The following is a 25359-nucleotide window of genomic DNA, read 5'->3' on the forward strand; positions in this document are numbered from 1 at the left end:
TTTTCGGTAATCAAGACAAATTGTTGGGGTATCGCCAAGCGGTAAGGCACCGGATTCTGATTCCGGCATTCCGAGGTTCGAATCCTCGTACCCCAGCCAATTTAAAAAGTCGTTAAGCAGTTTGTTTAACGCAATTGGGGTGTCGCCAAGCGGTAAGGCTCTGGTTTCTGATACCAGCATTCCGGGGTTCGAATCCCTGCACCCCAGCCACTTAAGTAACAAAAAAGCCCGCTCTGCGGGCTTTTTTGTTTTTGTTGCTCAGAATTGTGCGGCCTGATGCCCCCTCACCCTAACCCTCTCCCCAAAGGGGCGAGGGAATAGTCGGAGCAAAGATTAAAGTCCTAAGGCGTATTTCAGCGCCTGACGTTTCAGACCACCGGCACGCTCCGCTGCCATCAATCCAATATTACGCAGAATGCGCACCGGGGCGAGGTCATTACTGAACCCGGCATAGAAGAGATCCATCCCCGACTGCATGATGAAATTGTCCGCCATGCGCCGCGTCTGGTAACGTTTCAGGACCTGATGGCTGGCCCAGTTTTCCGCGTGCCCGCGGGCGCTGCCCAGCACATCCAGTAACGCATCGACATCACGATACCCCAGGTTGACACCCTGCCCGGCCAGCGGATGAATGGTGTGTGCCGCATCGCCCACCAGCGCTAGCCCTTCACGGGCATACTGCAAAGCGTGACGGCGCGTAAGCGGAAACGCCCCGGCAGCGACCGGCGTAACGTTGCCCAGACGGCTCGGGAAGTGCAGGCGGATTTCCCGCTGCAATTGTTCCATTGAAAGTCCCTGCAGCTGGCGAATGCGCGCCGGTTTATCGTACCACACCAGCGACGCCCAGTTATCAAACAGCGGTAAAAAGGCGTGCGGACCGTTCGGCGTAAAGTGCTGCCAGGTGCTTTCTCCCGGCGCATTCTCGCACTCGACGGTAATCAGCATGCAGGATTGCTCATACTGCCAGGCATGAACCCCGATACCCGCCATCTGTCTGACCTGCGAGTTAGCGCCGTCCGCCCCAACGACCAGCTTCACGGCCAGTTCATCGCCGCTGTCGAGCGTCAGTAAATAGCCGCTCTCGTGAGGATGCAGCGCCTTAAGCGACGCCGGAACGCGCAGCGTCACCTTCGGATGCGTCTCCAGCGCCTGCCAGAGCGCCAGCTGGAGCACGTTGTTTTCCACCATATAACCCAGGCGCGGCAGCTTCAGCTCAGCGGCATCAAACGCGACGTGGGCATTTTCCCACTCCCAGGTTTCAAGACGGCTGTAAGGATGGGCGCGCATCGCCAGCACCGCCTCCCAGACGCCCAGCCCGCGCAGCAGATCGACGGACGCCGCGCTGATCGCGGAAATGCGCACATCCGGTTTGCTGGCGGGATCGAAGGCCGGCGGAGCAGCCTGTTCAATTACCGTTACCTCAAATCCCTGCTGCGCCAGCCCCAGCGCCATCGCGCCGCCGACCATACCGCCGCCGACAACGGCAACTTCGGTGTGTAGGAGTGTCATGGTCAATTTTCCTTATTGGAGAATCCCTTAAGTTTACCGGATTTTTGCGGTCCTGAGACACATAACCTTCATACTGGTCACAACCCCACCAAAGCATTACAATACGCGGCTTGCAATCCTGAGCTGAGCAAGTCGATGACTAAAAAACTCCATATAAAAACCTGGGGCTGTCAGATGAACGAATACGATTCATCCAAGATGGCCGATCTGCTGGATTCAACCCACGGATACCAGCTGACAGAAAATGTGAAAGAAGCGGACGTGCTGCTGCTGAACACCTGTTCGATTCGTGAAAAAGCGCAGGAAAAAGTCTTTCACGTGTTAGGCCGCTGGAAGCTTCTCAAGCGAAAAAATCCGGACCTGATCATCGGCGTGGGTGGCTGCGTCGCGTCGCAGGAAGGCAAGCTGATCCGCCAGAGAGCCCCGTATGTGGATATTGTCTTTGGTCCTCAGACCCTGCACCGCCTGCCAGAGATGATCAATCAGGTTCGCGGCAACCGCAGCCCGGTCGTTGACGTCAGTTTCCCGGAGATCGAAAAGTTTGACCGTCTGCCAGAGCCGCGCGCCGATGGCCCGACCGCCTTCGTCTCCATCATGGAAGGCTGCAACAAATACTGCACTTACTGCGTGGTGCCTTACACCCGCGGTGAAGAAGTCAGCCGTCCTGCAGACGATATTCTGTTTGAAATCGCCCAGCTTGCCGCGCAGGGCGTCCGCGAAGTGAACCTGCTGGGCCAGAACGTTAACGCCTGGCGCGGGGAGAACTACGACGGCACCACCGGCAGCTTTGCCGAGCTGCTGCGTCTGGTGGCTGCGATTGACGGTATCGACCGCATTCGCTTTACCACCAGCCATCCGATGGAGTTTACCGACGACATCATTGACGTGTATCGCGATACGCCAGAGCTGGTGAGCTTCCTGCACCTGCCGATTCAGTGCGGCTCTGACCGCGTGCTGAACCTGATGGGCCGCCCGCATACGGTGCTGGAGTACAAATCCACCATCCGCAAGCTGCGTGAAGCGCGTCCGGATATCCAGATCAGCTCCGATTTTATCGTCGGCTTCCCTGGCGAAACCGCTGATGACTTCGAGCGCACCATGAAGCTCATCGGTGAAGTGAATTTTGACGTCAGCTACAGCTTCATCTTCTCTGCGCGTCCTGGGACACCTGCGGCCGATATGGTTGACGATGTGCCGGAAGAAGAGAAAAAGCAGCGTCTGTATATTCTGCAGGAGCGTATTAACCAGCAGGCCAACGCGTGGAGCCGCCGTATGCTCGGCACCGTTCAGCGCATTCTGGTGGAAGGTACCTCGCGCAAGAGCATTATGGAACTTTCCGGTCGTACCGAAAACAACCGCGTGGTGAACTTTGAAGGCACCCCGGATATGATCGGTAAATTCGTGGATGTCGAGATCGTCGAAGTGCTGACCAACTCGCTGCGCGCGAAGCTGGTACGCACCGAGGACGAAATGGGCCTGCGTATTGCCGAGTCACCGGAATCCGTGATCTCTCGCACCCGCAAAGAAAACGATTCTGGCGTGGGGATTTACCAGCCTTAATCCTCCTGGCCTGCCTTTCCGGCAGGCCTTGTATTTCCTCTCATCGTCCCCAATATCTTCCGCAACGCTTGCGCCTTTATTCTGTGGCGTGAATAATTTCGGTAATGACCGTTTTATTACGCCCTATCGCAATGGGTCAGTTAACCAATTAAAGAGGAACAGTTTGAATATAGATACGCGTGAAATTAGCCTTGAGCCAGCAGACAACGCTCGCCTGCTGAGCCTGTGCGGGCCGTTTGATGACAACATCAAACAACTGGAGCGACGTCTGGGTATCGAAATCAATCGTCGCGATAATCATTTCAAACTTACCGGACGCCCTATCTGCGTCAACGCCGCTGCGGATATTCTGCGTAGCCTGTATGTTGATACCGCCCCAATGCGCGGCGAAACGCAGGATATTGAGCCGGAACAGATCCACCTCGCCATTAAAGAGGCGCGCGTGCTTGAGCAGAGCGCGGAAAGCGTGCCGGACTACGGCAAGGCCATTAACATCAAGACCAAACGCGGCGTCATTAAGCCGCGTACGCCAAACCAGGCGCAGTACATCGCCAATATCCTCGACCACGACATCACCTTCGGCGTGGGCCCGGCAGGTACGGGTAAAACCTATCTCGCCGTTGCCGCTGCGGTAGATGCGCTGGAACGTCAGGAGATCCGTCGTATTCTGCTAACCCGTCCAGCCGTTGAAGCGGGCGAAAAGCTGGGCTTCCTGCCGGGCGATTTAAGTCAGAAGGTCGACCCGTATCTGCGTCCTTTATACGATGCCCTGTTCGAAATGCTGGGCTTTGAGAAGGTCGAGAAGCTCATTGAGCGAAACGTTATCGAAGTTGCCCCGCTCGCCTACATGCGCGGTCGTACGCTGAACGATGCATTCATCATTCTCGATGAGAGCCAGAACACCACCATCGAACAGATGAAGATGTTCCTGACGCGTATCGGCTTTAACTCGAAAGCGGTCATTACCGGTGACGTCACCCAGATCGACCTGCCGCGCAGCACCAAATCCGGCCTGCGCCACGCCATTGAGGTGCTGGCCGAGGTCGACGAAATCAGCTTTAACTTCTTCCACAGTGAAGACGTGGTACGCCACCCGGTGGTCGCGCGTATCGTTAACGCCTATGAAGCCTGGGAAGAGGCGGATCAGAAGCGTAAGGCCGAACTGGCCGCAGAACGTAAGCGCGAAGCGCAGGAGCAAGAACAGAAATGAGTCAGGTGATCCTCGATTTACAGCTGGCCTGTGAAGACAATTCCGGCATGCCAGATGAGGCACAGTTTCAGAAATGGCTGGATGCCGTTATTCCTCAGTTTCAGGAAGAATCAGAAGTGACGATTCGCCTGGTGGATGAAGCGGAAAGCCATGAGCTTAACCTGACCTACCGCGGGAAAGATAAGCCGACCAACGTGCTCTCTTTCCCGTTCGAAGCGCCGCCGGGCATTGAGATGCCGCTGCTGGGCGATCTGATCATCTGCCGTCAGGTGGTTGAGCAGGAAGCTAAAGAACAGCAAAAGCCGCTTGAGGCCCACTGGGCGCATATGGTGGTACACGGCAGCCTGCATCTGCTCGGCTACGATCACATTGAAGATGACGAAGCGGAAGAGATGGAGTCCCTCGAGACAGAGATAATGCTTGCTCTGGGCTATGAGGATCCGTACATTGCCGAGAAAGAATAGTCCGTCACCTGACTGACTCACATGCCGCCACGAAAGGACATCGCGTGGCGGTAAACGTTGAACTAACAAGAGAACCCTTAACAAACGCCATGAGCGACGACAATTCACACAGTAGCGACACGACAACCAGTAAAAAGGGATTTTTCTCCCTCATTCTGAACCAGCTTTTCCACGGCGAACCCAAAAACCGTGATGAACTGCTGGAGCTGATTCGTGATTCCGGGCAAAACGACCTTATCGACGAAGATACGCGCGAAATGCTCGAAGGGGTTATGGACATCGCCGACCAGCGCGTTCGCGATATCATGATCCCCCGTTCGCAGATGATCACCCTGAAACGTAACCAGACACTGGACGAGTGCCTCGATGTGATCATCGAATCCGCCCACTCGCGTTTCCCGGTCATCAGCGAAGACAAAGATCACATCGAAGGGATTTTGATGGCGAAAGATCTGCTGCCGTTTATGCGCAGCGATGCCGAAGCCTTCAGCATGGAAAAAGTGTTACGCCAGGCCGTGGTTGTGCCAGAAAGTAAACGTGTGGATCGGATGCTGAAAGAGTTTCGCTCTCAGCGTTACCACATGGCGATTGTTATTGATGAGTTTGGTGGCGTTTCCGGTCTGGTCACGATCGAGGATATTCTTGAGCTGATCGTGGGCGAAATCGAAGATGAGTATGACGAAGAAGAGGATATCGACTTCCGTCAGCTTAGCCGCCACACCTGGACCGTGCGTGCGCTGGCCTCGATTGAGGACTTCAACGACGCCTTCGGTACCCACTTCAGCGATGAAGAAGTCGATACCATTGGCGGGCTGGTGATGCAGGCCTTTGGCCACCTCCCGGCGCGCGGTGAGACCGTTGACATCGACGGTTACCAGTTCAAAGTGGCAATGGCCGACAGCCGACGTATTATACAGGTTCACGTCAGAACGCCGGACGACTCACCGGTGCCAAAACTGGAAGATTAATGTAAATGGCATTTGCCCCACTGCTTGAACGCCAGCGCGTCCGTTTGCTGCTGGCGCTGTTACTTGGAGCCAGCGGTACGCTGGCTTTCTCTCCTTACGATATCTGGCCCGCGGCCATTCTCTCCCTGATGGGGCTTCAGGGCCTGACCCTGAATCGTCGTCCGGTACAGGCTGCTGCCGTCGGTTACTTCTGGGGGCTGGGGCTGTTTGGCTCAGGCATCAACTGGGTTTATGTCAGCATCGCCCAGTTTGGCGGCATGCCGGGGCCGGTTAACGTCTTCCTCGTTGTGCTGCTCGCCGCCTATCTCTCGCTCTATACCGGACTCTTCGCAGGGATCCTCTCGCGTCTGTGGCCTAAAACCACCTGGCTGCGCGTCGCGATTGCGGCGCCCGTCGTCTGGCAAATTACCGAGTTCCTGCGCGGCTGGGTGCTGACGGGCTTCCCGTGGCTGCAGTTCGGCTACAGCCAGATTGACGGCCCGCTGAAAGGTCTGGCGCCGGTAATGGGTGTTGAAGCCATTAACTTCCTGCTGATGGTGGTGAGCGGCCTGCTGGTCCTGGCGCTGGTCCAGCGCTGCTGGAAACCGCTGGCCGTGGCGCTGGTGCTGTTTGCCCTGCCCTTCCCGCTGCGCTATATCCAGTGGTTCACGCCCGAGCCCGCTCGCGCCATGCAGGTTTCCATGGTGCAGGGGAATATCCCGCAGTCCATGAAGTGGGATGAGAAAGAGCTGCTGAATACGCTGAAGATTTACGCCAACGCCACCGAAGAGGTGATGGGTAAATCCCAGCTGATTATCTGGCCGGAGTCTGCCATTCCCGATCTGGAAATTAACCAGCAGCCGTTCCTCAACATGATGAACGACCTGCTGCTGGCGCGCGGCAGCACGCTGATCACCGGGATTGTCGATGCGCGTCTGAATCAGCAGAACCGCTACGACACCTACAACAGCATCATTACGCTCGGGAAAGACAGCGAGTACAGCTACCACTCCACTGACCGGTACAACAAGAACCACCTGGTGCCGTTTGGTGAATTTGTCCCGCTGGAGTCGATTCTGCGCCCGCTGGCCCCGTTCTTTGACCTGCCGATGTCCTCTTTCAGCCGCGGCCCGTACGTACAGCCTCAGCTGCACGCGCACGGCCTGGCCCTGACGGCGGCCATCTGCTACGAAATCATTCTCGGCGAGCAGGTACGCGATAACTTCCGCCCGGATACTGACTACCTGCTGACCATCTCCAACGACGCCTGGTTTGGTAAGTCAATCGGCCCGTGGCAGCACTTCCAGATGGCACGTATGCGCTCCCTGGAGTTGGCGCGTCCGCTGCTGCGTAGCACCAACAACGGCATCACCGCTGTGATTGGTCCGCAGGGTGAAATTCAGGCGATGATCCCACAGTTTACCCGTGAGGTACTGACCACTAAAGTCACGCCAACCACGGGGCTGACGCCGTACGCGCGCACCGGCAACTGGCCGCTGTGGATACTGACCGTGCTGTTCGGCTTTGCCGCGCTGCTGATGAGCCTGCGTCAGCGTCGTCGATAATCTCACCTCTTCCTGCCGGGTGGCGGCTACGCCTTACCCGGCCTACATTCTACATTTCCGTTCCCGTAGGTCGGGTAAGGCGTAGCCGCCACCCGACAATTCCCTCCAAATGCCCATTCTGGCACGCCTATTGCTTTGTTTATTCAGGTAAACGCAGTTTGGCTTAACGTGCAACTTTGTCGCACCAGCGTAGATCATCGGTAGCACCGAAACGGTGCAACGGGAGATATTTGCCTCTGAATGGTGCGGCGCGCTTCGCAAAAATAAACAATAACGCAGCAAAATCTTTACATTAAGCCAGACTAAATGTTAACAAGCTTGCATAACACTGCACTCGCATTGCGCGAGATATAACAACATCACAATGGGTATCAAAGCGTCTCTGGCGCTGATAAAAAAGGAGTTGGGTATGCAATTACGTAAACTGGCCACAGCAATGCTGGTTATGGGAATGTCTGCTGGCGTGGTTCACGCTGAAGATGCGCCGGCAGCAGGCAGCACTCTCGACAAGATTGCCAAAAACGGCGTCATCGTGGTCGGCCACCGTGAATCTTCTGTCCCGTTCTCTTACTACGACAACACGCAAAAAGTCGTGGGCTATTCACAGGATTACTCCAACGCCATCGTTGAAGCTGTGAAGAAAAAGCTGAACAAACCTGACCTGCAGGTGAAGCTGATCCCAATCACTTCACAGAACCGTATTCCACTGCTGCAAAACGGCACCTTTGACTTCGAGTGTGGCTCCACCACCAACAACCTCGAGCGTCAAAAACAGGCTGCCTTCTCAGACACCATCTTTGTCGTGGGCACCCGTCTGCTGACGAAGAAAGGCGGTGAGATCAAAGACTTCGCTGATCTGAAAGGCAAAGCGGTTGTTGTGACCTCCGGTACCACGTCAGAAGTGCTGCTGCACAAGCTGAACGACGAGAAGAAAATGGATATGCGCATCATCAGCGCGAAAGACCATGGCGACTCCTTCCGTACCCTGGAAAGCGGTCGTGCCGTCGCGTTTATGATGGATGACGCCCTGCTGGCGGGCGAACGTGCGAAAGCGAAAAAACCAGACAACTGGGATATCGTCGGTACCGCGCAGTCTAAAGAAGCCTACGGCTGTATGCTGCGTAAAGACGATCCGCAGTTCAAAAAGCTGATCGATGACACCATCGCTCAGGTGCAGACCTCCGGCGAAGCCGAAAAATGGTTCGATAAGTGGTTCAAGAACCCGATTCCACCAAAAAACCTGAACATGAATTTTGAACTGTCTGAAGACATGAAAGCGCTGTTCAAATCTCCAAATGACAAGGCTCTTAACTAATTAGAACAACAGGGGCGGGATCTCCTGCCCTCTCGATTGTCGGGAAGCATGGACAGACTATACGTTGAGTGGTCGTTCCCCACTCAGCGCGAAAAATGAGCTTCTCACCAATCTTCGAGGGTAGCGCTGCTACCCTTTTTTTTCTGGAGTTTATTATGTCAATAGACTGGAACTGGGGCATATTCCTGCAACAAGCCCCGTTCGGCAACACCACCTATCTTGGCTGGCTGTGGAGCGGCTTTCAGGTCACCGTGGCATTATCGATAACGGCGTGGATCATCGCGTTTCTTGTCGGTTCTTTGTTCGGTATTCTGCGCACCGTCCCAAACCGTTTTCTTTCAACACTTGGCACCCTATATGTGGAACTGTTCCGTAACGTTCCGCTGATCGTGCAATTCTTTACCTGGTATCTGGTCATCCCGGAACTGCTGCCGGAAAATATTGGCATGTGGTTCAAGTCGGAACTGGATCCGAACGTACAGTTCTTTGTCTCCTCCATGATGTGTCTGGGGCTGTTTACCGCTGCGCGCGTTTGCGAGCAGGTGCGTGCCGCCATTCAGTCATTACCCCGTGGACAAAAAAATGCGGGCCTGGCGATGGGGTTGACCCTGCCGCAAACCTACCGCTATGTGCTGCTGCCAAACGCCTACCGCGTTATCGTTCCACCGATGACCTCTGAGATGATGAACCTGGTGAAAAACTCGGCCATCGCCTCGACTATCGGCCTGGTCGACATGGCCGCGCAGGCGGGCAAGCTGCTGGATTACTCCGCCCACGCGTGGGAATCCTTCACCGCGATCACGCTCGCATATGTTCTGATTAACGCTTTCATCATGCTGGTGATGAACCTGGTTGAACGCAAAATCCGCCTGCCGGGTAATCTGGGGGGCAAATAATGTACGAATTTGACTGGAGTTCTATCGTTCCATCCATGCCTTACCTGCTTGATGGCCTGGTGATTACCTTAAAAATCACCGTTATCGCCATCATCATTGGTATCGTCTGGGGTACCCTGCTGGCCGTCATGCGCCTGTCGAGCTTTAAGCCGCTCGCCTGGTTTGCAACCGCCTACGTTAACGTGTTCCGCTCCATCCCGCTGGTAATGGTGCTGCTGTGGTTTTACCTGATTGTACCCGGCTTCCTGCAGAACGTGCTGGGGCTGTCGCCGAAAACCGATATCCGTCTAATCTCCGCCATGGTGGCGTTCTCGATGTTTGAGGCCGCTTACTACTCGGAGATTATCCGCGCGGGCATTCAGAGTATCTCCCGCGGGCAATCCAGCGCCGCGCTGGCGCTGGGCATGACGCACTGGCAGTCCATGCAGCTCATTATTCTGCCGCAGGCGTTTCGCGCCATGGTTCCGCTCCTGCTGACTCAGGGTATTGTGCTGTTCCAGGATACCTCACTGGTCTATGTGCTGAGTCTGGCAGACTTCTTCCGTACCGCGTCAACCATCGGTGAACGTGATGGTACGCAGGTCGAGATGGTGCTCTTTGCGGGTGCGGTCTATTTTGTGATTAGTTTAAGCGCGTCGCTGTTGGTCAGCTGGCTGAAGAAAAGGACGGTATAATGATTTCCCTGAAAAATGTTTCTAAATGGTATGGGCACTTTCAGGTGCTGACCGACTGCTCCACTGAAGTCAAAAAAGGCGACGTGGTGGTGGTGTGCGGGCCGTCCGGCTCCGGTAAATCAACGCTGATCAAAACCGTCAACGGACTGGAGCCGGTGCAGCAGGGTGAGATCGTCGTCAACGGCACCAAAGTCAACGACAAGAAAACCAACCTCGCCCAGCTTCGCTCTCATGTTGGCATGGTGTTCCAGCATTTTGAGCTGTTCCCTCACCTCTCCATTATTGAGAACCTGACGCTGGCGCAGGTAAAAGTGCTTAAGCGTGATAAAAAAGCATCGCGTGAGAAAGGTCTGAAGCTCCTGGAACGCGTTGGGCTTTCGGCACATGCCGATAAGTTCCCGGCGCAGCTTTCTGGCGGCCAACAGCAGCGTGTGGCGATCGCCCGCGCGCTGTGCATGGATCCGGTGGCGATGCTGTTTGATGAACCAACGTCGGCGCTCGATCCAGAAATGATCAACGAAGTGCTGGACGTGATGGTCGAGCTGGCGCACGAAGGGATGACCATGATGGTGGTGACCCACGAAATGGGCTTTGCCCGTAAAGTGGCCAACCGCGTGATCTTTATGGACGAAGGGAAAATTGTCGAAGATTCACCGAAAGAAGAGTTCTTCGCTAACCCGAAATCCGACCGCGCCAAAGACTTCCTTGCCAAAATCCTGCACTAATCTTCCCGGTGCGCAATCTGCGGATTGCGCACTGCTTCACGCTTTCACTCACTTCCTCTCGTCGGCGTCACATTGCAGCGTTAACCTTGTCACAAAATAACGCTACGTATGGAGAACGCTATGGCACAGCCTATTATTCTCGATTGCGATCCGGGTCATGATGACGCGATCGCGCTCGTCCTTGCACTTGCCTCCCCTGAACTCGACGTGAAAGCCGTCACCTCGTCCGCCGGAAACCAGACCCCTGAAAAAACCCTGCGCAACGTGCTGCGCATGCTCACGCTGCTCAAACGCACCGATATTCCTGTCGCTGGCGGGGCCGTGAAGCCGCTGATGCGCGAGCTGATTATTGCCGACAACGTTCATGGTGAAAGCGGGCTGGACGGTCCGGCACTGCCGGAGCCGGGCTTCGCGCCGCAAAACTGTACCGCCGTCGAGCTGATGGCAAAAGTGCTGCGCGAAAGTGCAGAACCGGTAACGCTGGTGGCTACCGGACCGCAAACTAACGTTGCGCTGCTGCTGAACAGCCATCCTGAGCTGCATAATAAAATTGCCCGTATTGTGATTATGGGTGGTGCCATGGGGCTCGGTAACTGGACGCCTGCGGCGGAGTTCAACATCTTTGTCGACCCGGAAGCCGCTGAGATTGTCTTCCAGTCCGGCTTACCGATTGTGATGGCGGGACTGGACGTTACCCACCGCGCGCAGATTATGGCGGACGATATTGAGCGTTTACGCTCGGTGGGCAACCCGGTTGCGACAACCGTGGCCGAACTGCTCGACTTCTTCATGGAGTATCACAAAGCCGAGAAGTGGGGCTTCCACGGCGCGCCCCTGCACGACCCGTGCACCATTGCCTGGCTACTGAAGCCTGAGATGTTTACCTCGGTGAACAGATGGGTTGGCGTTGAGACGCAGGGAAAATACACCCAGGGAATGACGGTGGTGGATTATTACTCCCTGACGGGGAATCAACCGAATACCACGGTGATGGTGGACATCGACCGGGAGGCTTTTGTGGATTTGCTGGCGGAAAGGCTGGCTTACTATAGTGCGGCCTGATGCCCTCACCCCATCCCTCTCCCACGGGAGAGGGTGCAAACAGTTTTGCTTTTACCTAGGGCTCAAACGGCCGACGCTGGAACTGATCGTGGCCGCATTTCGGACACATCGGCAGGACATCCGGCGTATACACCGCAATATGGTGGTGGCAATTCTCGCACACCAGATTTCCCAACCCGACCACCTCACCACTGTGATAGACACCGTGATGGTTCAAATCCTGAAAGACCTCGCGCCACTCCAGCTGCGTTTTATCCGTGATATCGGCCAGCTCTTGCCACAGGCTCTCTTTAATCACCCGCATAAAAACGCTGTCCGTGACCTCCTCCTGACTCTCCTGGTAGCTGCGCGCGAACTCTTCCAGATCGCGACGCACGGCACGCGTCACCTCTTCCACTTCGGTTCGCGTTAACTCACCCGTTTGCGTCACGCGGACTCGCGCTTGCTCCACCAGCGCGTCGATATCTCGCTCGCCGTTACGCAGCCGTTCCGTCAGTGTTGCCACCAGTTCGCGGTAAAATTGAGCAACCTTGTTCATCATTTTGCCTCCCGGGTAAGTAACTATTTCTAATAATAGACCTTATTTCATCGCCGCTTTGTCAGGTGAAGCACAGACCCGGTAAATTCCTGCAAAGCGCATTTGTGCGAAAGGCTGTTTTGACGCGGGCGTTTGGGCTATGCTATGCGGATCTGAATTACCACATCCATTGGCTACATTTGTAGCTGTATTGAAAACAGGACCACTGGCTGCCATGCAAGAGCAATACCGCCCGGAAGAGATAGAATCAAAAGTCCAGCAACACTGGGACGAGAAGCGCACCTTTGAAGTAACCGAAGACGAGAGCAAAGAGAAGTATTACTGCCTGTCGATGCTTCCCTATCCTTCTGGTCGACTACACATGGGCCATGTGCGTAACTACACCATCGGCGATGTGATTGCACGCTACCAGCGCATGCTGGGCAAAAACGTTCTGCAGCCTATCGGCTGGGATGCGTTCGGTCTGCCTGCGGAAGGCGCGGCGGTCAAAAACAACACCGCACCGGCGCCGTGGACGTACGACAACATCGCGTACATGAAAAACCAGCTCAAAATGCTGGGCTTTGGCTATGACTGGAGCCGCGAGCTGGCAACCTGTACCCCGGAATACTATCGCTGGGAGCAGAAGTTCTTCACCGAGCTGTACAAAAAAGGCCTGGTATATAAGAAGACCTCTGCCGTTAACTGGTGTCCGAACGACCAGACCGTTCTCGCGAACGAACAGGTTATCGACGGCTGCTGCTGGCGCTGCGACACCAAAGTTGAGCGTAAAGAGATCCCACAGTGGTTTATCAAAATCACCGCTTACGCTGATGAGCTGCTGAACGATCTGGATAACCTGGACCACTGGCCAGATACCGTTAAGACCATGCAGCGCAACTGGATCGGCCGTTCTGAAGGCGTAGAAATCACCTTCAACGTTGAGAACTACGACCAGACCCTGACCGTCTACACCACCCGTCCGGACACCTTCATGGGCGCGACCTACCTGGCCGTGGCCGCAGGTCACCCGCTGGCGCAGAAAGCGGCGGAAAACAATCCGGAGCTGGCTAGCTTCATCGACGAGTGCCGCAACACCAAAGTGGCCGAAGCCGACATGGCGACGATGGAGAAAAAAGGCGTAGCGACAGGCTTCTATGCCAAACATCCACTGACTGGCGAAGCTATCCCGGTCTGGGCAGCCAACTTCGTTCTGATGGAATACGGTACTGGCGCAGTAATGGCCGTACCGGGCCACGATCAGCGCGACTACGAGTTTGCCACCAAATACAGCCTGCCGATTAAAGCCGTCATTCTGGCCGCCGATGGTTCTGAACCAGACCTGTCCGAACACGCGCTGACTGAAAAAGGCTCCCTGTTCAACTCCGGTGAATTTAGCGGTCTGAGCTTTGAAGAGGGCTTCAACGCCATCGCCGACAAGCTGGCCTCTCTGGGCGTGGGTGAGCGTAAAGTTAACTTCCGTCTGCGCGACTGGGGGGTGTCCCGTCAGCGTTACTGGGGTGCGCCAATCCCGATGGTGACGCTGGAAGATGGCACCGTGATGCCAACGCCAGAAGATCAGCTCCCGGTGATCCTGCCGGAAGACGTGGTCATGGACGGCATCACCAGCCCGATCAAAGCCGATCCCGAGTGGGCAAAAACCACCGTTAACGGCCAGCCTGCGCTGCGTGAAACCGACACCTTTGACACCTTTATGGAATCCTCCTGGTACTACGCGCGCTACACCTGCCCGCAGTATCAGGACGGTATGCTCGATTCCGATGCGGCAAACTACTGGCTGCCGGTAGACATCTACATTGGCGGCATCGAACACGCCATCATGCACCTGCTCTACTTCCGCTTCTTCCATAAGCTGATGCGCGATGCGGGCATGGTGAACTCTGACGAACCAGCAAAACAGCTGCTGTGTCAGGGCATGGTACTGGCGGATGCGTTCTATTACGTCGGTGCCAACGGCGAGCGTAACTGGGTTTCTCCGGTTGATGCGATCGTTGAGCGCGACGAGAAGGGCCGTATCGTTAAGGCGAAAGACGCCGAAGGTCATGAGCTGGTCTACACCGGCATGAGCAAGATGTCCAAGTCTAAAAACAACGGTATCGATCCGCAGGTGATGGTCGAGCGTTACGGCGCGGATACCGTGCGTCTGTTCATGATGTTTGCCTCTCCGGCAGACATGACCCTCGAATGGCAGGAGTCCGGCGTTGAAGGCGCGAACCGCTTCCTGAAACGCGTCTGGAAACTGGTTTACGAACACACCGCACTGGGCGATGCCCCGGCGCTGAACGCCGCCGCACTGACTGAAGATCAGCAGGCGCTGCGTCGTGATGTTCATAAAACGATTGCGAAAGTGACCGATGATATTGGTCGTCGTCAGACCTTCAATACCGCAATTGCGGCTATTATGGAACTGATGAACAAGCTGGCGAAAGCTCCGCAGGGCGGCGAGCAGGATCGTGCCCTCATGCGTGAAGCGCTGCTGGCCGTCGTTCGCATGCTGAACCCGTTCACTCCGCACGTTAGCTTTACCCTGTGGCAGGAACTGAAAGGCGAAGGCGATATCGACAACGCGCCGTGGCCAGTGGCAGACGAATCAGCAATGGTGGAAAACACGACGCTGGTTGTGGTCCAGGTAAACGGCAAAGTCCGCGGTAAAATTACCGTGGCGGTCGATGCAACCGAAGAACAGGTTCGCGAGCGCGCGGGCCAGGAAACTCTGGTCGCAAAATATCTTGAGGGCGTTACCGTGCGTAAAGTGATCTACGTACCGGGTAAACTGCTCAATCTGGTCGTTGGCTAAGCGCGGGAGGAAACGTGCGACAACTGGCAACAATACTCTTATCTCTGTCGGTGCTTGTCACCGCTGGCTGTGGCTGGCACCTGCGCAATACCACGGCGGTGCCTGCTGAGATGAAAACGATGATGTTCGATTCAGGGGATCCGAATGGTCCACTTAGCCGGGCAATTCGTAATCAGCTGCGTCTGAATGGCGTTGAGCTTGTTGAGAAACAAACGCTGCGCCAGGACATTCCATCTCTGCGTGTCCTGGGGATGACTCTCGGCAAAGATACGGCCTCTATCTTCCAGGACGGTCGTACCGCAGAGTACCAGATGGTTATGACGGTCAACGCAGCCGTTCTGATCCCGGGTAAAGACATCTACCCAATCAGCGCTAAAGTGTACCGTTCGTTCTTCGATAACCCGCAGACGGCGCTGGCAAAAGATGCCGAGCAGCAGATTATCATCAACGAAATGTACGACAAGGCGGCGGAACAGCTGATCCGTAAACTGCCAGGTATTGCAGCGTCGACTAAACAAGGATCTGACATCGTTGAAAAACCGGTTGCCGGCACGCTTCCTGCTGCTAACTCTCTGGGTAAATGATGATCAGGCTGTATCCTGAACAACTCCGCGCGCAGCTCAATGAAGGGCTGCGCGCGGCGTATCTGCTTCTTGGAAACGATCCGTTATTACTTCAGGAAAGCCTGGATGCCGTGCGGCATGCCGCCGCCGCTCAGGGCTTCGATGAACACCACACCGTCCAGCTGGACAATAACACCGACTGGAACGCCCTCTTCTCGCTTTGTCAGGCAATGAGCCTTTTTGCATCGCGCCAGACCATTCAGATCCTGCTGCCGGAGAACGGACCTAACGCGGCAATGAATGAGCAACTCGCCACGCTGGTCAGCCTGTTACACAGCGATCTGCTCATTATTGTGCGTGGCAACAAGCTCACCAAAGCACAGGAAAACGCGGCGTGGTTTACCCAGCTCGCAACCCATGCGGTGCAGGTCACCTGTCAGACACCTGAGCAGGCGCATCTGCCCAAATGGGTGGCCTCGAGAGCGAAGCAGAACAACCTTCAGTTGGATGATGCGGCAAATCAACTGCTCTGCTACTGCTATGAAGGTAACCTGCTGGCCCTGGCGCAGGCGCTGGACAGACTCTCCCTGCTCTGGCCGGATGGCAAGCTGACCTTGCCGCGCGTCGAGCAGGCTGTTAACGACGCGGCACACTTCACGCCGTTCCACTGGGTGGACGCGCTGCTGTCGGCGAAGAGCAAACGCGCTCTGCATATTCTGCAACAGCTGCGTCTCGAAGGGAGCGAACCCGTTATTCTGCTGCGTACGCTGCAGCGCGAATTACTGCTGCTGATTACGCTCAAGCGTCAGTCCGCCCATACGCCGCTGCGTTCGCTGTTTGATAAACACCGCGTGTGGCAAAATCGCCGGGCTTTGACCACCGAAGCCGTCAACCGCCTGAGTCATGAACAGCTTCGTCAGGCTGTACAGCTTCTGATGCGCGCAGAGCTCACGTTAAAACAAGATTACGGCCAGTCGGTCTGGGCGGAGCTGGAAAGCCTTTCTCTGCTGCTCTGCCACAAGGCGCTGGCAGACGTTTTTATTGATGGATAGTATGCATTCATTACAGGCCTTGTATGGCGGCACCTTCGACCCGGTACATTACGGGCACCTGAAGCCGGTTGAAATTCTGGCGAATCTGATTGGCCTTCAGCGCGTCACCATCATGCCCAACAATGTCCCGCCCCATCGTCCGCAGCCCGAGGCGACCAGCGAGCAGCGAAAAGAGATGCTGGCTCTTGCCATCGCAGATAAACCGCTCTTCCGACTTGATGAGCGTGAACTGCGTCGCAACACGCCCTCCTGGACGTCCCAGACGCTTCAGGAGTGGCGCGCCGAACAAGGGCCAGACCAGCCGCTGGCGTTTATCATCGGCCAGGATTCCCTGCTGAATCTCCCCACGTGGCATCAGTATGAAACCATTCTGGAGAACAGCCATCTGCTCGTCTGCCGCCGTCCCGGCTATCCGCTGACCATGCGTGAGGAGCAATACCAGCAGTGGCTGGAAGACCATCTCACCGATAATGTTGAAGATCTCCACAATCAGCCTGCCGGGAAGATCTATCTGGCGGAAACGCCGTGGTTCGATATCTCTGCGACCCTCATTCGTGAGCGTTTACAGCAGGGTTTAGCGTGTGACGATCTGCTGCCGACCCCGGTGCTGGCCTATATCCATACGCACGGTTTGTATCAGAAAAACGCAGATGAATAGCCGGAGGGCATAAAAAGCGGCTTATTGTTTATCCTGCCTTGACAGGGTAAGCCATACTGTTATTCTCCGCTGCCAGACTTTCCCGCCGATCATTGCTTTACAGAAATTGTTTTACAAAAATGGCGATGCAATCTCAGGCGGAGGGTGGGATGATACCCGCCTTCAAAAGCCCGGCCGGAGACATTTGTCCCGACACAGGCGTGAGTTCAGGTATACTGTCTGGCTACGAATTCAAAGTTTTACAATCTCATTCACCCCAGGGGGAAAACTTGCAGGGTAAAGCACTCCAGGATTTTGTTATTGACAAAATTGATGACCTGAAAGGTCAGGACATCATCGCTATCGACGTTAAGGGTAAATCCAGTATTACCGACTGCATGATCATCTGCACCGGTACATCGACGCGTCATGTTGTTTCGATTGCCGATCACGTGGTTCAGGAATCACGTGCAGCAGGGCTATTGCCGCTGGGCGTTGAAGGTGAAGCGACGGCTGACTGGGTAGTGGTCGACCTCGGCGATGTGATTGTCCACGTCATGCAGGACGAGAGCCGTCGCCTGTATGAGCTGGAAAAACTCTGGGGTTAATGCGTGAAGTTGCAGCTGGTCGCTGTCGGCACCAAAATGCCGGACTGGGTACAAACCGGTTTTACTGAATATCTGCGTCGCTTTCCAAAAGACATGCCGTTCGAACTGGTGGAAATTCCCGCCGGTAAGCGCGGCAAGAACGCGGATATCAAACGTATTCTCGATAAAGAGGGCGAACTGATGCTGGCTGCCGCAGGCAAAAACCGCATCGTCACCCTCGATATTCCAGGAAAACCCTGGGATACGCCGCAGCTGGCGCACGAACTGGAGCGCTGGAAGCAGGATGGCCGTGACGTCAGTCTGTTGATTGGCGGGCCAGAAGGGTTATCCCCCGCCTGCAAAGCAGCGGCTGAACAAAGTTGGTCCCTCTCCGCGCTGACGCTTCCCCACCCGCTCGTCCGGGTACTGGTGGCAGAAAGCCTGTATCGCGCGTGGAGCATTACTACCAACCACCCCTATCACCGCGAGTAATGACTGACCAGGGTAGATTAAGCAGCGGATGAAACTACAGAATTCTTTTCGCGACTATACGGCTGAGTCCGCGCTGTTTGTGCGCCGGGCGCTGGTCGCCTTTACCGGGATTTTGCTGCTTACCGGCGTGCTGATCGCCAACCTTTATAATCTGCAAATTGTCCGCTTTACCGACTACCAGACGCGTTCAAACGAAAACCGTATTAAGCTGGTGCCTATCGCCCCCAGCCGCGGCATCATTTACGATCGTAACGGCACCCCGCTGGCGCTAAACCGCACCATCTATCAAATCGAGATGATGCCGGAAAAAGTCGATAATGTTCAGGATACGCTGGAAGCGCTGAAAAGCGTTGTCGACCTTAACGATGACGATATCGCGGCCTTCAAAAAAGAGCGTTCCCGCTCTCATCGTTTCACCTCCATTCCGGTTAAAACCAATCTGACGGAAGTCCAGGTAGCCCGCTTTGCGGTGAATCAGTACCGCTTCCCCGGCGTGGAAGTGAAGGGATATAAGCGTCGCTACTATCCCTACGGCTCCGCGCTGACGCATGTGATTGGCTACGTCTCCAAGATTAACGATAAAGACGTCGACCGCCTTGATAAAGACGGCAAGCTGGCAAACTACGCTGCAACGCACGACATCGGTAAGCTGGGGATCGAACGTTACTACGAAGACGTCCTGCACGGGCAAACCGGCTATGAAGAGGTTGAGGTTAACAACCGCGGCCGCGTGATTCGCCAGCTGAAAGAAGTGCCTCCTCAGGCGGGGCATGACGTCTATCTGACGCTCGATCTTAAACTTCAGCAGTATATCGAAACCCTGCTGGCAGGCAGCCGTGCAGCCGTTGTGGTCACCGATCCTCGTACCGGCGGCATCCTGGCAATGGTCTCCATGCCTAGCTATGACCCGAACCTCTTCGTTGACGGCATTTCCAGTAAAGACTATTCCGGTCTGCTGAATGACCCGAACACGCCGCTGGTGAACCGCGCGACGCAAGGGGTTTATCCGCCGGCATCAACGGTTAAACCGTACGTGGCGGTCTCTGCGCTGAGTGCGGGCGTCATCAATCGTAATACCAGCCTGTTTGACCCGGGCTGGTGGCAGCTGCCGGGTTCAGACAAGCGCTATCGTGACTGGAAAAAATGGGGCCACGGTCATCTGAACGTCACCAAATCGCTGGAGGAATCTGCGGATACCTTCTTCTATCAGGTGGCGTATGACATGGGTATCGACCGCCTGTCAGAGTGGATGAGTAAATTCGGCTACGGGCATTACACCGGCGTTGACCTTTCAGAAGAACGTTCTGGCAACATGCCAACGCGTGAATGGAAGCTGAAGCGCTTTAAAAAACCGTGGTATCAGGGTGACACCATTCCGGTGGGTATCGGCCAGGGCTACTGGACGGCGACGCCGATTCAGATGAACAAAGCCATGATGATCCTCATCAATGACGGCGTGGTAAAAGTGCCTCATCTGCTACAGAGCACGGTTGAAGAAGGCAAAAAAGTGCCGTGGAACCAGCCGCACGAGGCCCCGGTGGGTGACATTCATTCTGGCTTCTGGGAAATTGCGAAAGACGGTATGTACGGCGTGGCAAACCGCCCGAACGGGACCGCGCACAAGTACTTCGCCGGTACGCCGTACAAAGTGGCCGCAAAATCCGGTACTGCACAGGTGTTTGGTCTGAAAGCCAACGAAACCTATAACGCGCACCGCATTGCTGAACGTCTGCGTGACCATAAGCTGATGACGGCGTTTGCCCCTTATGATAACCCGCAGGTCGCGGTGGCGATGATTCTGGAGAACGGCGGTGCCGGGCCAGCAGTAGGGACCATCATGCGCCAGATCCTTGACCACATTATGCTGGGTGATAACAACACCGAACTGCCGGCTGAAAACCCGGCCGCCGCTGCGGCGGAGGACCAATAATCATGACGGATAATCCAAATAAAAAATCGTTGTGGGACAAAATCCACATCGACCCAGCCATGCTGCTGATCCTGCTGGCCCTGCTGGTTTACAGCGCCCTGGTTATCTGGAGCGCCAGCGGCCAGGACATCGGCATGATGGAGCGCAAAATCGGCCAGATCGCCATGGGGCTGATCATTATGGTGGTGATGGCGCAAATCCCGCCGCGCGTCTACGAAGGCTGGGCGCCCTACCTCTACATCTTCTGTATTATTTTGCTGGTTGCGGTAGATGCGTTTGGCGCCATTTCAAAAGGGGCGCAGCGCTGGCTGGATCTGGGCGTTGTCCGCTTCCAGCCTTCGGAAATTGCCAAAATCGCCGTTCCATTGATGGTGGCACGCTTTATCAACCGCGACGTCTGTCCGCCGTCTCTGAAAAATACCGCCATCGCGCTGGTGCTGATTTTCCTGCCGACGCTGCTGGTTGCGGCGCAGCCTGACCTCGGTACCTCAATCCTTATCGCCCTCTCCGGCCTGTTTGTCCTTTTCCTGTCGGGTCTGAGCTGGCGTCTGATTGGTATCGCGGTGGTGCTGATTGCGGCGTTCATTCCTATCCTCTGGTTCTTCCTGATGCATGATTACCAGCGTCAGCGCGTCATGATGCTGCTCGATCCGGAAACCGATCCGCTGGGCGCGGGCTATCATATTATTCAGTCCAAGATTGCGATTGGCTCCGGCGGGCTGCGCGGTAAAGGCTGGCTGCACGGCACGCAGTCGCAGCTGGAATTCTTACCGGAACGCCACACCGACTTTATCTTCGCCGTACTGGCGGAAGAGCTTGGGCTGGTGGGCATCCTGATACTCCTGGCGCTGTATGTCCTGCTGATCATGCGAGGATTGTGGATTGCAGCACGCGCACAAACCACCTTTGGCCGCGTCATGGCTGGCGGGTTGATGCTGATTTTATTCGTTTATGTCTTCGTAAATATTGGTATGGTGAGTGGTATTCTGCCGGTGGTAGGCGTACCGCTGCCGCTGGTGAGTTACGGAGGCTCGGCACTGATCGTGTTGATGGCCGGGTTTGGTATCGTGATGTCGATCCATACCCACAGAAAAATGTTGTCAAAAAGCGTATAAAAATAAGGGGATCGGAATGCGTAAGCAGTGGCTGGGGATCTGCATTGCGGCAAGTTTACTTGCGGCCTGCACAAGTGATGATGGTCAGCAACAGGCAACCGTCGCGCCGCCGCAGCCTGCGGTGTGTAATGGCCCAATCGTTGAAATCAGCGGTGCCGATCCCGTTTATGAACCGCTGAATGCCAGTGCCAATCAGGATTACGAGCGCGACGGCAAAAGCTATAAAATTGTTCAGGATCCTTCCCGTTTCAGCCAGGCGGGCTTTGCCGCCATTTATGATGCCGAGCCGGGCAGTAACCTGACGGCTTCCGGGGAAGCGTTCGACCCAATGCAGCTGACGGCGGCACACCCAACGCTGCCGATCCCGAGCTACGCCCGTATCACCAACCTGGCGAATGGCCGCATGATCGTCGTGCGGATTAACGACCGCGGCCCCTACGGGAATGACCGGGTGATTTCCCTGTCGCGCGCGTCTGCCGATCGCCTGAACACCTCGAACAACACCAAAGTCCGTATTGACCCGATTATCGTCGCGCAGGATGGTTCGCTCTCCGGGCCGGGTACCGCCTGTACGACGGTGGCAAAACAGACCTATGCCCTTCCTGACCGCCCAAATCTTGACGGCGGAATGGGAAGCGTCTCGTCTCCGGCAGAGCCTGCTCAGCCGGGGGGAGAAATACGCCCGATCAGCAATGACACGCTGCAAAGCGAGGATGCTACCGGCGCGCCGGTAAAGAGTAGCGGCTTTCTTGGCGCACCGACGACTTTAGCCTCGGGCGTGCTGGAAGGCAGTGAACCCACTCCAGCCCCTGCTCCCGTAGCTGCGCCAGCCACCCAGCCGGCTCCCGTAACGGCGCCAGCGGCCGCGCAAAGTGCGGCGGCGGCGGCTCCAGCAGCGGCCAGCGGCAGCTATGTGGTTCAGGTGGGCGCAGTGAGCGATCAGGCTCGAGCCAAACAGTATCAACAGCGTCTGAGCCAGCAGTTTGGCGTACCAGGACGCGTTGAGCAGAACGGCGCGGTCTGGCGCATTCAGATGGGGCCGTTTGCCAGCAAATCGCAGGCAGCATCCCTTCAGCAGCGTCTGCAGAATGAAGCTCAACTTCAGTCATTTATCGCTGTTGCGAAATAATGAACCGGCGGTATCCGAATTGTCAGTTTGTGTAAAATACATTCACAAACTCATGCTTAAAGTCGGATGCCTGCCTGAATAGCATTTGCTATAGTAAGGCACTTTTTTAATTCCATCACGGATGTCGTAGTTCTGACCATGAAGACCACTTTTTCTGCTCGTTTTGTGCAGCGCATGGCGCTGACCACGGCCCTTTGCGCTGCTGCGCTCTCTGCAGCTCACGCCGATGACCTGAATATCAAGACCATGATCCCTGGCGTTCCGCAAATCGACGCGGAATCCTACATCCTGATCGATTACAACTCTGGCAAAGTGCTGGCAGAACAGAATGCCGATGCCCGCCGTGATCCGGCCAGCCTGACCAAAATGATGACCAGCTACGTTATCGGCCAGGCGATGAAGGCGGGTAAATTCAAAGAATCGGATCTGGTCACCATCGGTAACGATGCGTGGGCAACCGGGAACCCTGTTTTCAAAGGTTCCTCTCTTATGTTCCTGAAGCCGGGTATGCAGGTTCCTGTTTCCCAGCTGATTCGTGGTATCAACCTGCAGTCGGGTAACGATGCCTGCGTGGCGATGGCCGATTTTGCCGCCGGTAGCCAGGATGCCTTCGTGGGTCTGATGAACAGCTACGTAACCGCGCTGGGTCTGAAAAACAGCCATTTCCAGACCGTACACGGCCTGGATGCAGACGGTCAGTACAGCTCCGCACGTGATATGGCCCTGATTGGTCAGGCGCTGATCCGCGATGTCCCTAATGAATACTCTATCTATAAAGAGAAAGAGTTCACCTTCAACGGTATTCGTCAGACCAACCGTAACGGCCTGCTGTGGGATAACAGCCTGAACGTTGACGGCATTAAAACTGGCCACACCGACAAAGCGGGCTACAACCTGGTGGCCTCTGCCACTGAAGGTCAGATGCGTCTGATCTCTGCCGTGATGGGCGGCCGCACCTTTAAAGGTCGTGAAACAGAAAGCAAGAAACTGCTGACCTGGGGCTTCCGTTTCTTCGAAACCGTGAATCCACTGAAAGCAGGCAAAGAGTTTGCGTCTGAACCCGTCTGGTTCGGCGACAACGACCGTGCTTCTCTCGGCGTTGATAAAGACCTCTACCTGACCATTCCGCGCGGTCGTATGAAGGATCTAAAAGCCAGCTACGTGCTGAACAGCACCGAGCTGCATGCCCCGCTGCAGAAAAACCAGGTTGTGGGCACCATCAACTTCCAGCTGGATGGAAAAACGATCGATCAGCGTCCGCTGGTTGTCCTGCAGGAAATTCCTGAAGGCAATTTCTTCGGCAAAATCATTGATTACATTAAATTGATGTTCCACCACTGGTTTGGTTAAAAATTGAACACTTGAAAGTGTGATTTTGATCCCCATATACTAAGTATCCTGATAACTCCCACCTGACGTGGGAGTTATTATTTTTTGACGTTACGCCGGAGCTGACATGAAAACCAAACTTAACGAACTGCTTGAATTCCCTACCTCATTTACCTACAAAGTAATGGGTCTGGCGAAACCTGAGCTGGTTGATCAGGTGGTTGAAGTGGTACAGCGCCATGCGCCGGGTGACTACTCTCCGTCAGTAAAACCAAGCAGCAAGGGCAACTACCACTCGGTTTCTATTACCATCACTGCGACACACATTGAGCAGGTGGAAACGCTGTACGAAGAGCTCGGCAATATCGAAATTGTTCGTATGGTGCTGTAGTCCCTTTGCGGTTACCCGGTTTGCCGGGTAACCCCTCTCCCCGCTGTGATATACTCCCCCACACCTTTTGTCCCTCGTCTTCGGAGACGCAGTTTTGTATCAGGATAAAATTCTGGTCCGTCACCTCGGGCTGCAACCTTATGAGCCTGTCTCCCAGGCTATGCATGACTTCACCGATTCACGCGATGACAGCACCCCAGATGAAATCTGGCTGGTCGAACACCTGCCGGTATTTACGCAGGGTCAGGCGGGTAAAGCAGAGCATCTATTAATGACGGGAGATATCCCGGTTATTCAGAGCGATCGCGGCGGTCAGGTCACTTACCATGGGCCCGGGCAGCAGGTGATGTACGTCCTGCTGAATCTGAAACGCAGAAAGCTGGGCGTGCGAGAGCTGGTGACCCTGCTGGAACAAACTGTCGTCAACACGCTGGCGGAATACGGTATTGACGCGCATCCGCGCGCCGATGCGCCGGGCGTCTACGTTGGGGAAATGAAGATCTGCTCCCTGGGGCTGCGTATTCGTAAAGGCTGCTCATTCCATGGCCTGGCCTTGAATATTAATATGGACCTCGCGCCTTTCCAGCGCATAAACCCCTGCGGCTACGCCGGCATGGAAATGACGCAAATGCGCCAGTGGGTAGAAACCGCTACGCCAGAAAATATTCGTCCCGTGCTTTTGAAGAACGTGTTAGCGCTACTTAACAATCCCCCGCACGAATATATCCCTGCTTAATATATCGTACAACAGGGCTCGATAATTTGACGGGCCGCTGTTTATTTACCGCTTTTGCACTTTACAATAATCCACAGATTCTATATTTTCGAAGCGCCCGAATATTACCGCTACATATTATTTAGCCTCCAGCAAG

The 25359-nt window shown here is 55.4% G+C and carries 24 protein-coding genes and 2 tRNA genes; 24 read left to right on the top strand and 2 right to left on the bottom strand.

All coding sequences use genetic code 11. From position 1 onward, the window contains the following. The first annotated feature begins 24 nt into the window (after window positions 1-24). Both NQ230_RS17130 and NQ230_RS17135 read left to right on the top strand, forming a co-directional pair. A tRNA-Gln gene (locus tag NQ230_RS17130) sits at window positions 25-99 on the top strand. Window positions 100-135: 36 nt separating this feature from the next. Beyond that, window positions 136-210 (top strand) — tRNA-Gln (locus NQ230_RS17135). Window positions 211-333: 123 nt separating this feature from the next. Here NQ230_RS17135 and ubiF read toward each other — a convergent pair. Then, a complete protein-coding gene (ubiF, locus tag NQ230_RS17140; protein ID WP_257258367.1) occupies window positions 334-1509 on the bottom strand; it encodes a 3-demethoxyubiquinol 3-hydroxylase in 1176 nt (391 codons plus the stop codon). Between the two features lie 135 nt (window positions 1510-1644). On the opposite strand from ubiF, the gene miaB reads away from it, so the two are divergent. The 10 genes from miaB to rihA all read left to right on the top strand — a co-directional run bounded on the left by miaB (window position 1645) and on the right by rihA (window position 11927). Next, window positions 1645-3069 carry a tRNA (N6-isopentenyl adenosine(37)-C2)-methylthiotransferase MiaB gene (gene miaB / locus NQ230_RS17145; RefSeq protein ID WP_032641703.1) on the top strand — a complete coding sequence of 475 codons (1425 nt, stop codon included), beginning with the start codon at window positions 1645-1647 and terminating at the stop codon, window positions 3067-3069. Between the two features lie 163 nt (window positions 3070-3232). Further along, window positions 3233-4279 (top strand): PhoH family protein, encoded by a 1047-nt coding sequence (locus NQ230_RS17150; protein WP_023310759.1) that lies wholly within the window; start codon window positions 3233-3235, stop codon window positions 4277-4279. Then, window positions 4276-4743 (top strand): rRNA maturation RNase YbeY, encoded by a 468-nt coding sequence (ybeY, locus tag NQ230_RS17155; protein ID WP_008501052.1) that lies wholly within the window; start codon window positions 4276-4278, stop codon window positions 4741-4743. Before NQ230_RS17150 ends, ybeY begins: the two co-directional genes overlap by 4 nt. 89 nt (window positions 4744-4832) lie before the next feature. Next, the gene (gene corC, locus NQ230_RS17160) at window positions 4833-5711 is read left to right on the top strand and encodes a CNNM family magnesium/cobalt transport protein CorC (protein WP_021242574.1); all 879 of its coding nucleotides are present in this window, start codon (window positions 4833-4835) and stop codon (window positions 5709-5711) included. A 5-nt stretch (window positions 5712-5716) separates the two neighbouring features. Next, window positions 5717-7255 carry an apolipoprotein N-acyltransferase gene (lnt, locus tag NQ230_RS17165; protein ID WP_257258371.1) on the top strand — a complete coding sequence of 513 codons (1539 nt, stop codon included), beginning with the start codon at window positions 5717-5719 and terminating at the stop codon, window positions 7253-7255. Window positions 7256-7664: 409 nt separating this feature from the next. Then, window positions 7665-8570 (top strand): amino acid ABC transporter substrate-binding protein, encoded by a 906-nt coding sequence (locus tag NQ230_RS17170; RefSeq protein WP_023334902.1) that lies wholly within the window; start codon window positions 7665-7667, stop codon window positions 8568-8570. A gap of 155 nt (window positions 8571-8725) precedes the next feature. After that, window positions 8726-9466, top strand: coding sequence for an amino acid ABC transporter permease (locus tag NQ230_RS17175; RefSeq protein ID WP_023310756.1), 741 nt, complete (start codon window positions 8726-8728; stop codon window positions 9464-9466). Then, window positions 9466-10140: a glutamate/aspartate ABC transporter permease GltK gene (gene gltK / locus NQ230_RS17180; RefSeq protein ID WP_014883002.1), complete on the top strand. Its 675-nt coding sequence runs from the start codon at window positions 9466-9468 to the stop codon at window positions 10138-10140. The genes NQ230_RS17175 and gltK overlap by 1 nt, the downstream gene beginning before the upstream one ends. Then, window positions 10140-10865 carry an amino acid ABC transporter ATP-binding protein gene (locus tag NQ230_RS17185; RefSeq protein WP_010428605.1) on the top strand — a complete coding sequence of 242 codons (726 nt, stop codon included), beginning with the start codon at window positions 10140-10142 and terminating at the stop codon, window positions 10863-10865. Before gltK ends, NQ230_RS17185 begins: the two co-directional genes overlap by 1 nt. 120 nt (window positions 10866-10985) lie before the next feature. Next, entirely contained in the window at window positions 10986-11927 is a 942-nt protein-coding gene (rihA, locus tag NQ230_RS17190; RefSeq protein WP_257258376.1) for a pyrimidine-specific ribonucleoside hydrolase RihA, read from the top strand. Between the two features lie 55 nt (window positions 11928-11982). Here the strand turns inward: rihA and NQ230_RS17195 are convergent, their stop codons facing one another. Beyond that, entirely contained in the window at window positions 11983-12465 is a 483-nt protein-coding gene (locus NQ230_RS17195; RefSeq protein WP_257261351.1) for a zinc ribbon-containing protein, read from the bottom strand. 214 nt (window positions 12466-12679) lie between these two features. On the opposite strand from NQ230_RS17195, the gene leuS reads away from it, so the two are divergent. From leuS to lipB, 12 genes are all read left to right on the top strand, one after another. Beyond that, entirely contained in the window at window positions 12680-15262 is a 2583-nt protein-coding gene (gene leuS, locus NQ230_RS17200) for a leucine--tRNA ligase (RefSeq protein ID WP_257258378.1), read from the top strand. Between the two features lie 14 nt (window positions 15263-15276). Next, entirely contained in the window at window positions 15277-15846 is a 570-nt protein-coding gene (gene lptE, locus NQ230_RS17205; RefSeq protein WP_159513650.1) for an LPS assembly lipoprotein LptE, read from the top strand. Next, window positions 15846-16877 carry a DNA polymerase III subunit delta gene (holA, locus tag NQ230_RS17210; RefSeq protein ID WP_121425458.1) on the top strand — a complete coding sequence of 344 codons (1032 nt, stop codon included), beginning with the start codon at window positions 15846-15848 and terminating at the stop codon, window positions 16875-16877. The genes lptE and holA overlap by 1 nt, the downstream gene beginning before the upstream one ends. Next, window positions 16870-17535, top strand: coding sequence for a nicotinate-nucleotide adenylyltransferase (gene nadD, locus NQ230_RS17215; RefSeq protein WP_193940232.1), 666 nt, complete (start codon window positions 16870-16872; stop codon window positions 17533-17535). Before holA ends, nadD begins: the two co-directional genes overlap by 8 nt. 269 nt (window positions 17536-17804) lie before the next feature. Beyond that, window positions 17805-18122: a ribosome silencing factor gene (gene rsfS / locus NQ230_RS17220; RefSeq protein ID WP_023334893.1), complete on the top strand. Its 318-nt coding sequence runs from the start codon at window positions 17805-17807 to the stop codon at window positions 18120-18122. Between the two features lie 3 nt (window positions 18123-18125). Further along, on the top strand, window positions 18126-18593 hold the full coding sequence (gene rlmH, locus NQ230_RS17225) for a 23S rRNA (pseudouridine(1915)-N(3))-methyltransferase RlmH (protein ID WP_003858701.1): 468 nt from the start codon (window positions 18126-18128) through the stop codon (window positions 18591-18593). Window positions 18594-18621: 28 nt separating this feature from the next. Next, a complete protein-coding gene (mrdA, locus tag NQ230_RS17230; protein WP_121425460.1) occupies window positions 18622-20523 on the top strand; it encodes a peptidoglycan DD-transpeptidase MrdA in 1902 nt (633 codons plus the stop codon). A 2-nt stretch (window positions 20524-20525) separates the two neighbouring features. Next, window positions 20526-21638, top strand: coding sequence for a peptidoglycan glycosyltransferase MrdB (gene mrdB / locus NQ230_RS17235; protein ID WP_023310746.1), 1113 nt, complete (start codon window positions 20526-20528; stop codon window positions 21636-21638). 16 nt (window positions 21639-21654) lie between these two features. Then, window positions 21655-22767 carry an endolytic peptidoglycan transglycosylase RlpA gene (gene rlpA / locus NQ230_RS17240; RefSeq protein WP_257258382.1) on the top strand — a complete coding sequence of 371 codons (1113 nt, stop codon included), beginning with the start codon at window positions 21655-21657 and terminating at the stop codon, window positions 22765-22767. A 138-nt stretch (window positions 22768-22905) separates the two neighbouring features. Next, window positions 22906-24117 carry a D-alanyl-D-alanine carboxypeptidase DacA gene (dacA, locus tag NQ230_RS17245; protein ID WP_014069323.1) on the top strand — a complete coding sequence of 404 codons (1212 nt, stop codon included), beginning with the start codon at window positions 22906-22908 and terminating at the stop codon, window positions 24115-24117. Between the two features lie 106 nt (window positions 24118-24223). Then, window positions 24224-24487: a DUF493 family protein YbeD gene (gene ybeD / locus NQ230_RS17250; protein ID WP_006177135.1), complete on the top strand. Its 264-nt coding sequence runs from the start codon at window positions 24224-24226 to the stop codon at window positions 24485-24487. Window positions 24488-24581: 94 nt separating this feature from the next. Continuing rightward, window positions 24582-25223: a lipoyl(octanoyl) transferase LipB gene (gene lipB, locus NQ230_RS17255; protein WP_023334889.1), complete on the top strand. Its 642-nt coding sequence runs from the start codon at window positions 24582-24584 to the stop codon at window positions 25221-25223. The last annotated feature ends 136 nt before the right edge of the window (window positions 25224-25359 follow it).

This window comes from Enterobacter asburiae, from assembly GCF_024599655.1.
GTDB lineage: Bacteria > Pseudomonadota > Gammaproteobacteria > Enterobacterales > Enterobacteriaceae > Enterobacter > Enterobacter asburiae_D.

Coding starts and splice junctions, on each gene's coding strand:
- ybeD (WP_006177135.1), top strand. CDS start 24,224: ATGAAAACCAAACTTAACGAACTGCTTGAATTCCCTACCTCATTTACC.
- mrdA (WP_121425460.1), top strand. CDS start 18,622: ATGAAACTACAGAATTCTTTTCGCGACTATACGGCTGAGTCCGCGCTG.
- corC (WP_021242574.1), top strand. CDS start 4,833: ATGAGCGACGACAATTCACACAGTAGCGACACGACAACCAGTAAAAAG.
- dacA (WP_014069323.1), top strand. CDS start 22,906: ATGAAGACCACTTTTTCTGCTCGTTTTGTGCAGCGCATGGCGCTGACC.
- NQ230_RS17175 (WP_023310756.1), top strand. CDS start 8,726: ATGTCAATAGACTGGAACTGGGGCATATTCCTGCAACAAGCCCCGTTC.
- mrdB (WP_023310746.1), top strand. CDS start 20,526: ATGACGGATAATCCAAATAAAAAATCGTTGTGGGACAAAATCCACATC.
- holA (WP_121425458.1), top strand. CDS start 15,846: ATGATCAGGCTGTATCCTGAACAACTCCGCGCGCAGCTCAATGAAGGG.
- gltK (WP_014883002.1), top strand. CDS start 9,466: ATGTACGAATTTGACTGGAGTTCTATCGTTCCATCCATGCCTTACCTG.
- NQ230_RS17185 (WP_010428605.1), top strand. CDS start 10,140: ATGATTTCCCTGAAAAATGTTTCTAAATGGTATGGGCACTTTCAGGTG.
- lnt (WP_257258371.1), top strand. CDS start 5,717: ATGGCATTTGCCCCACTGCTTGAACGCCAGCGCGTCCGTTTGCTGCTG.
- leuS (WP_257258378.1), top strand. CDS start 12,680: ATGCAAGAGCAATACCGCCCGGAAGAGATAGAATCAAAAGTCCAGCAA.
- ybeY (WP_008501052.1), top strand. CDS start 4,276: ATGAGTCAGGTGATCCTCGATTTACAGCTGGCCTGTGAAGACAATTCC.
- nadD (WP_193940232.1), top strand. CDS start 16,870: ATGGATAGTATGCATTCATTACAGGCCTTGTATGGCGGCACCTTCGAC.
- ubiF (WP_257258367.1), bottom strand. CDS start 1,509: ATGACACTCCTACACACCGAAGTTGCCGTTGTCGGCGGCGGTATGGTC.
- rihA (WP_257258376.1), top strand. CDS start 10,986: ATGGCACAGCCTATTATTCTCGATTGCGATCCGGGTCATGATGACGCG.
- NQ230_RS17170 (WP_023334902.1), top strand. CDS start 7,665: ATGCAATTACGTAAACTGGCCACAGCAATGCTGGTTATGGGAATGTCT.
- miaB (WP_032641703.1), top strand. CDS start 1,645: ATGACTAAAAAACTCCATATAAAAACCTGGGGCTGTCAGATGAACGAA.
- NQ230_RS17195 (WP_257261351.1), bottom strand. CDS start 12,465: ATGAACAAGGTTGCTCAATTTTACCGCGAACTGGTGGCAACACTGACG.
- rlpA (WP_257258382.1), top strand. CDS start 21,655: ATGCGTAAGCAGTGGCTGGGGATCTGCATTGCGGCAAGTTTACTTGCG.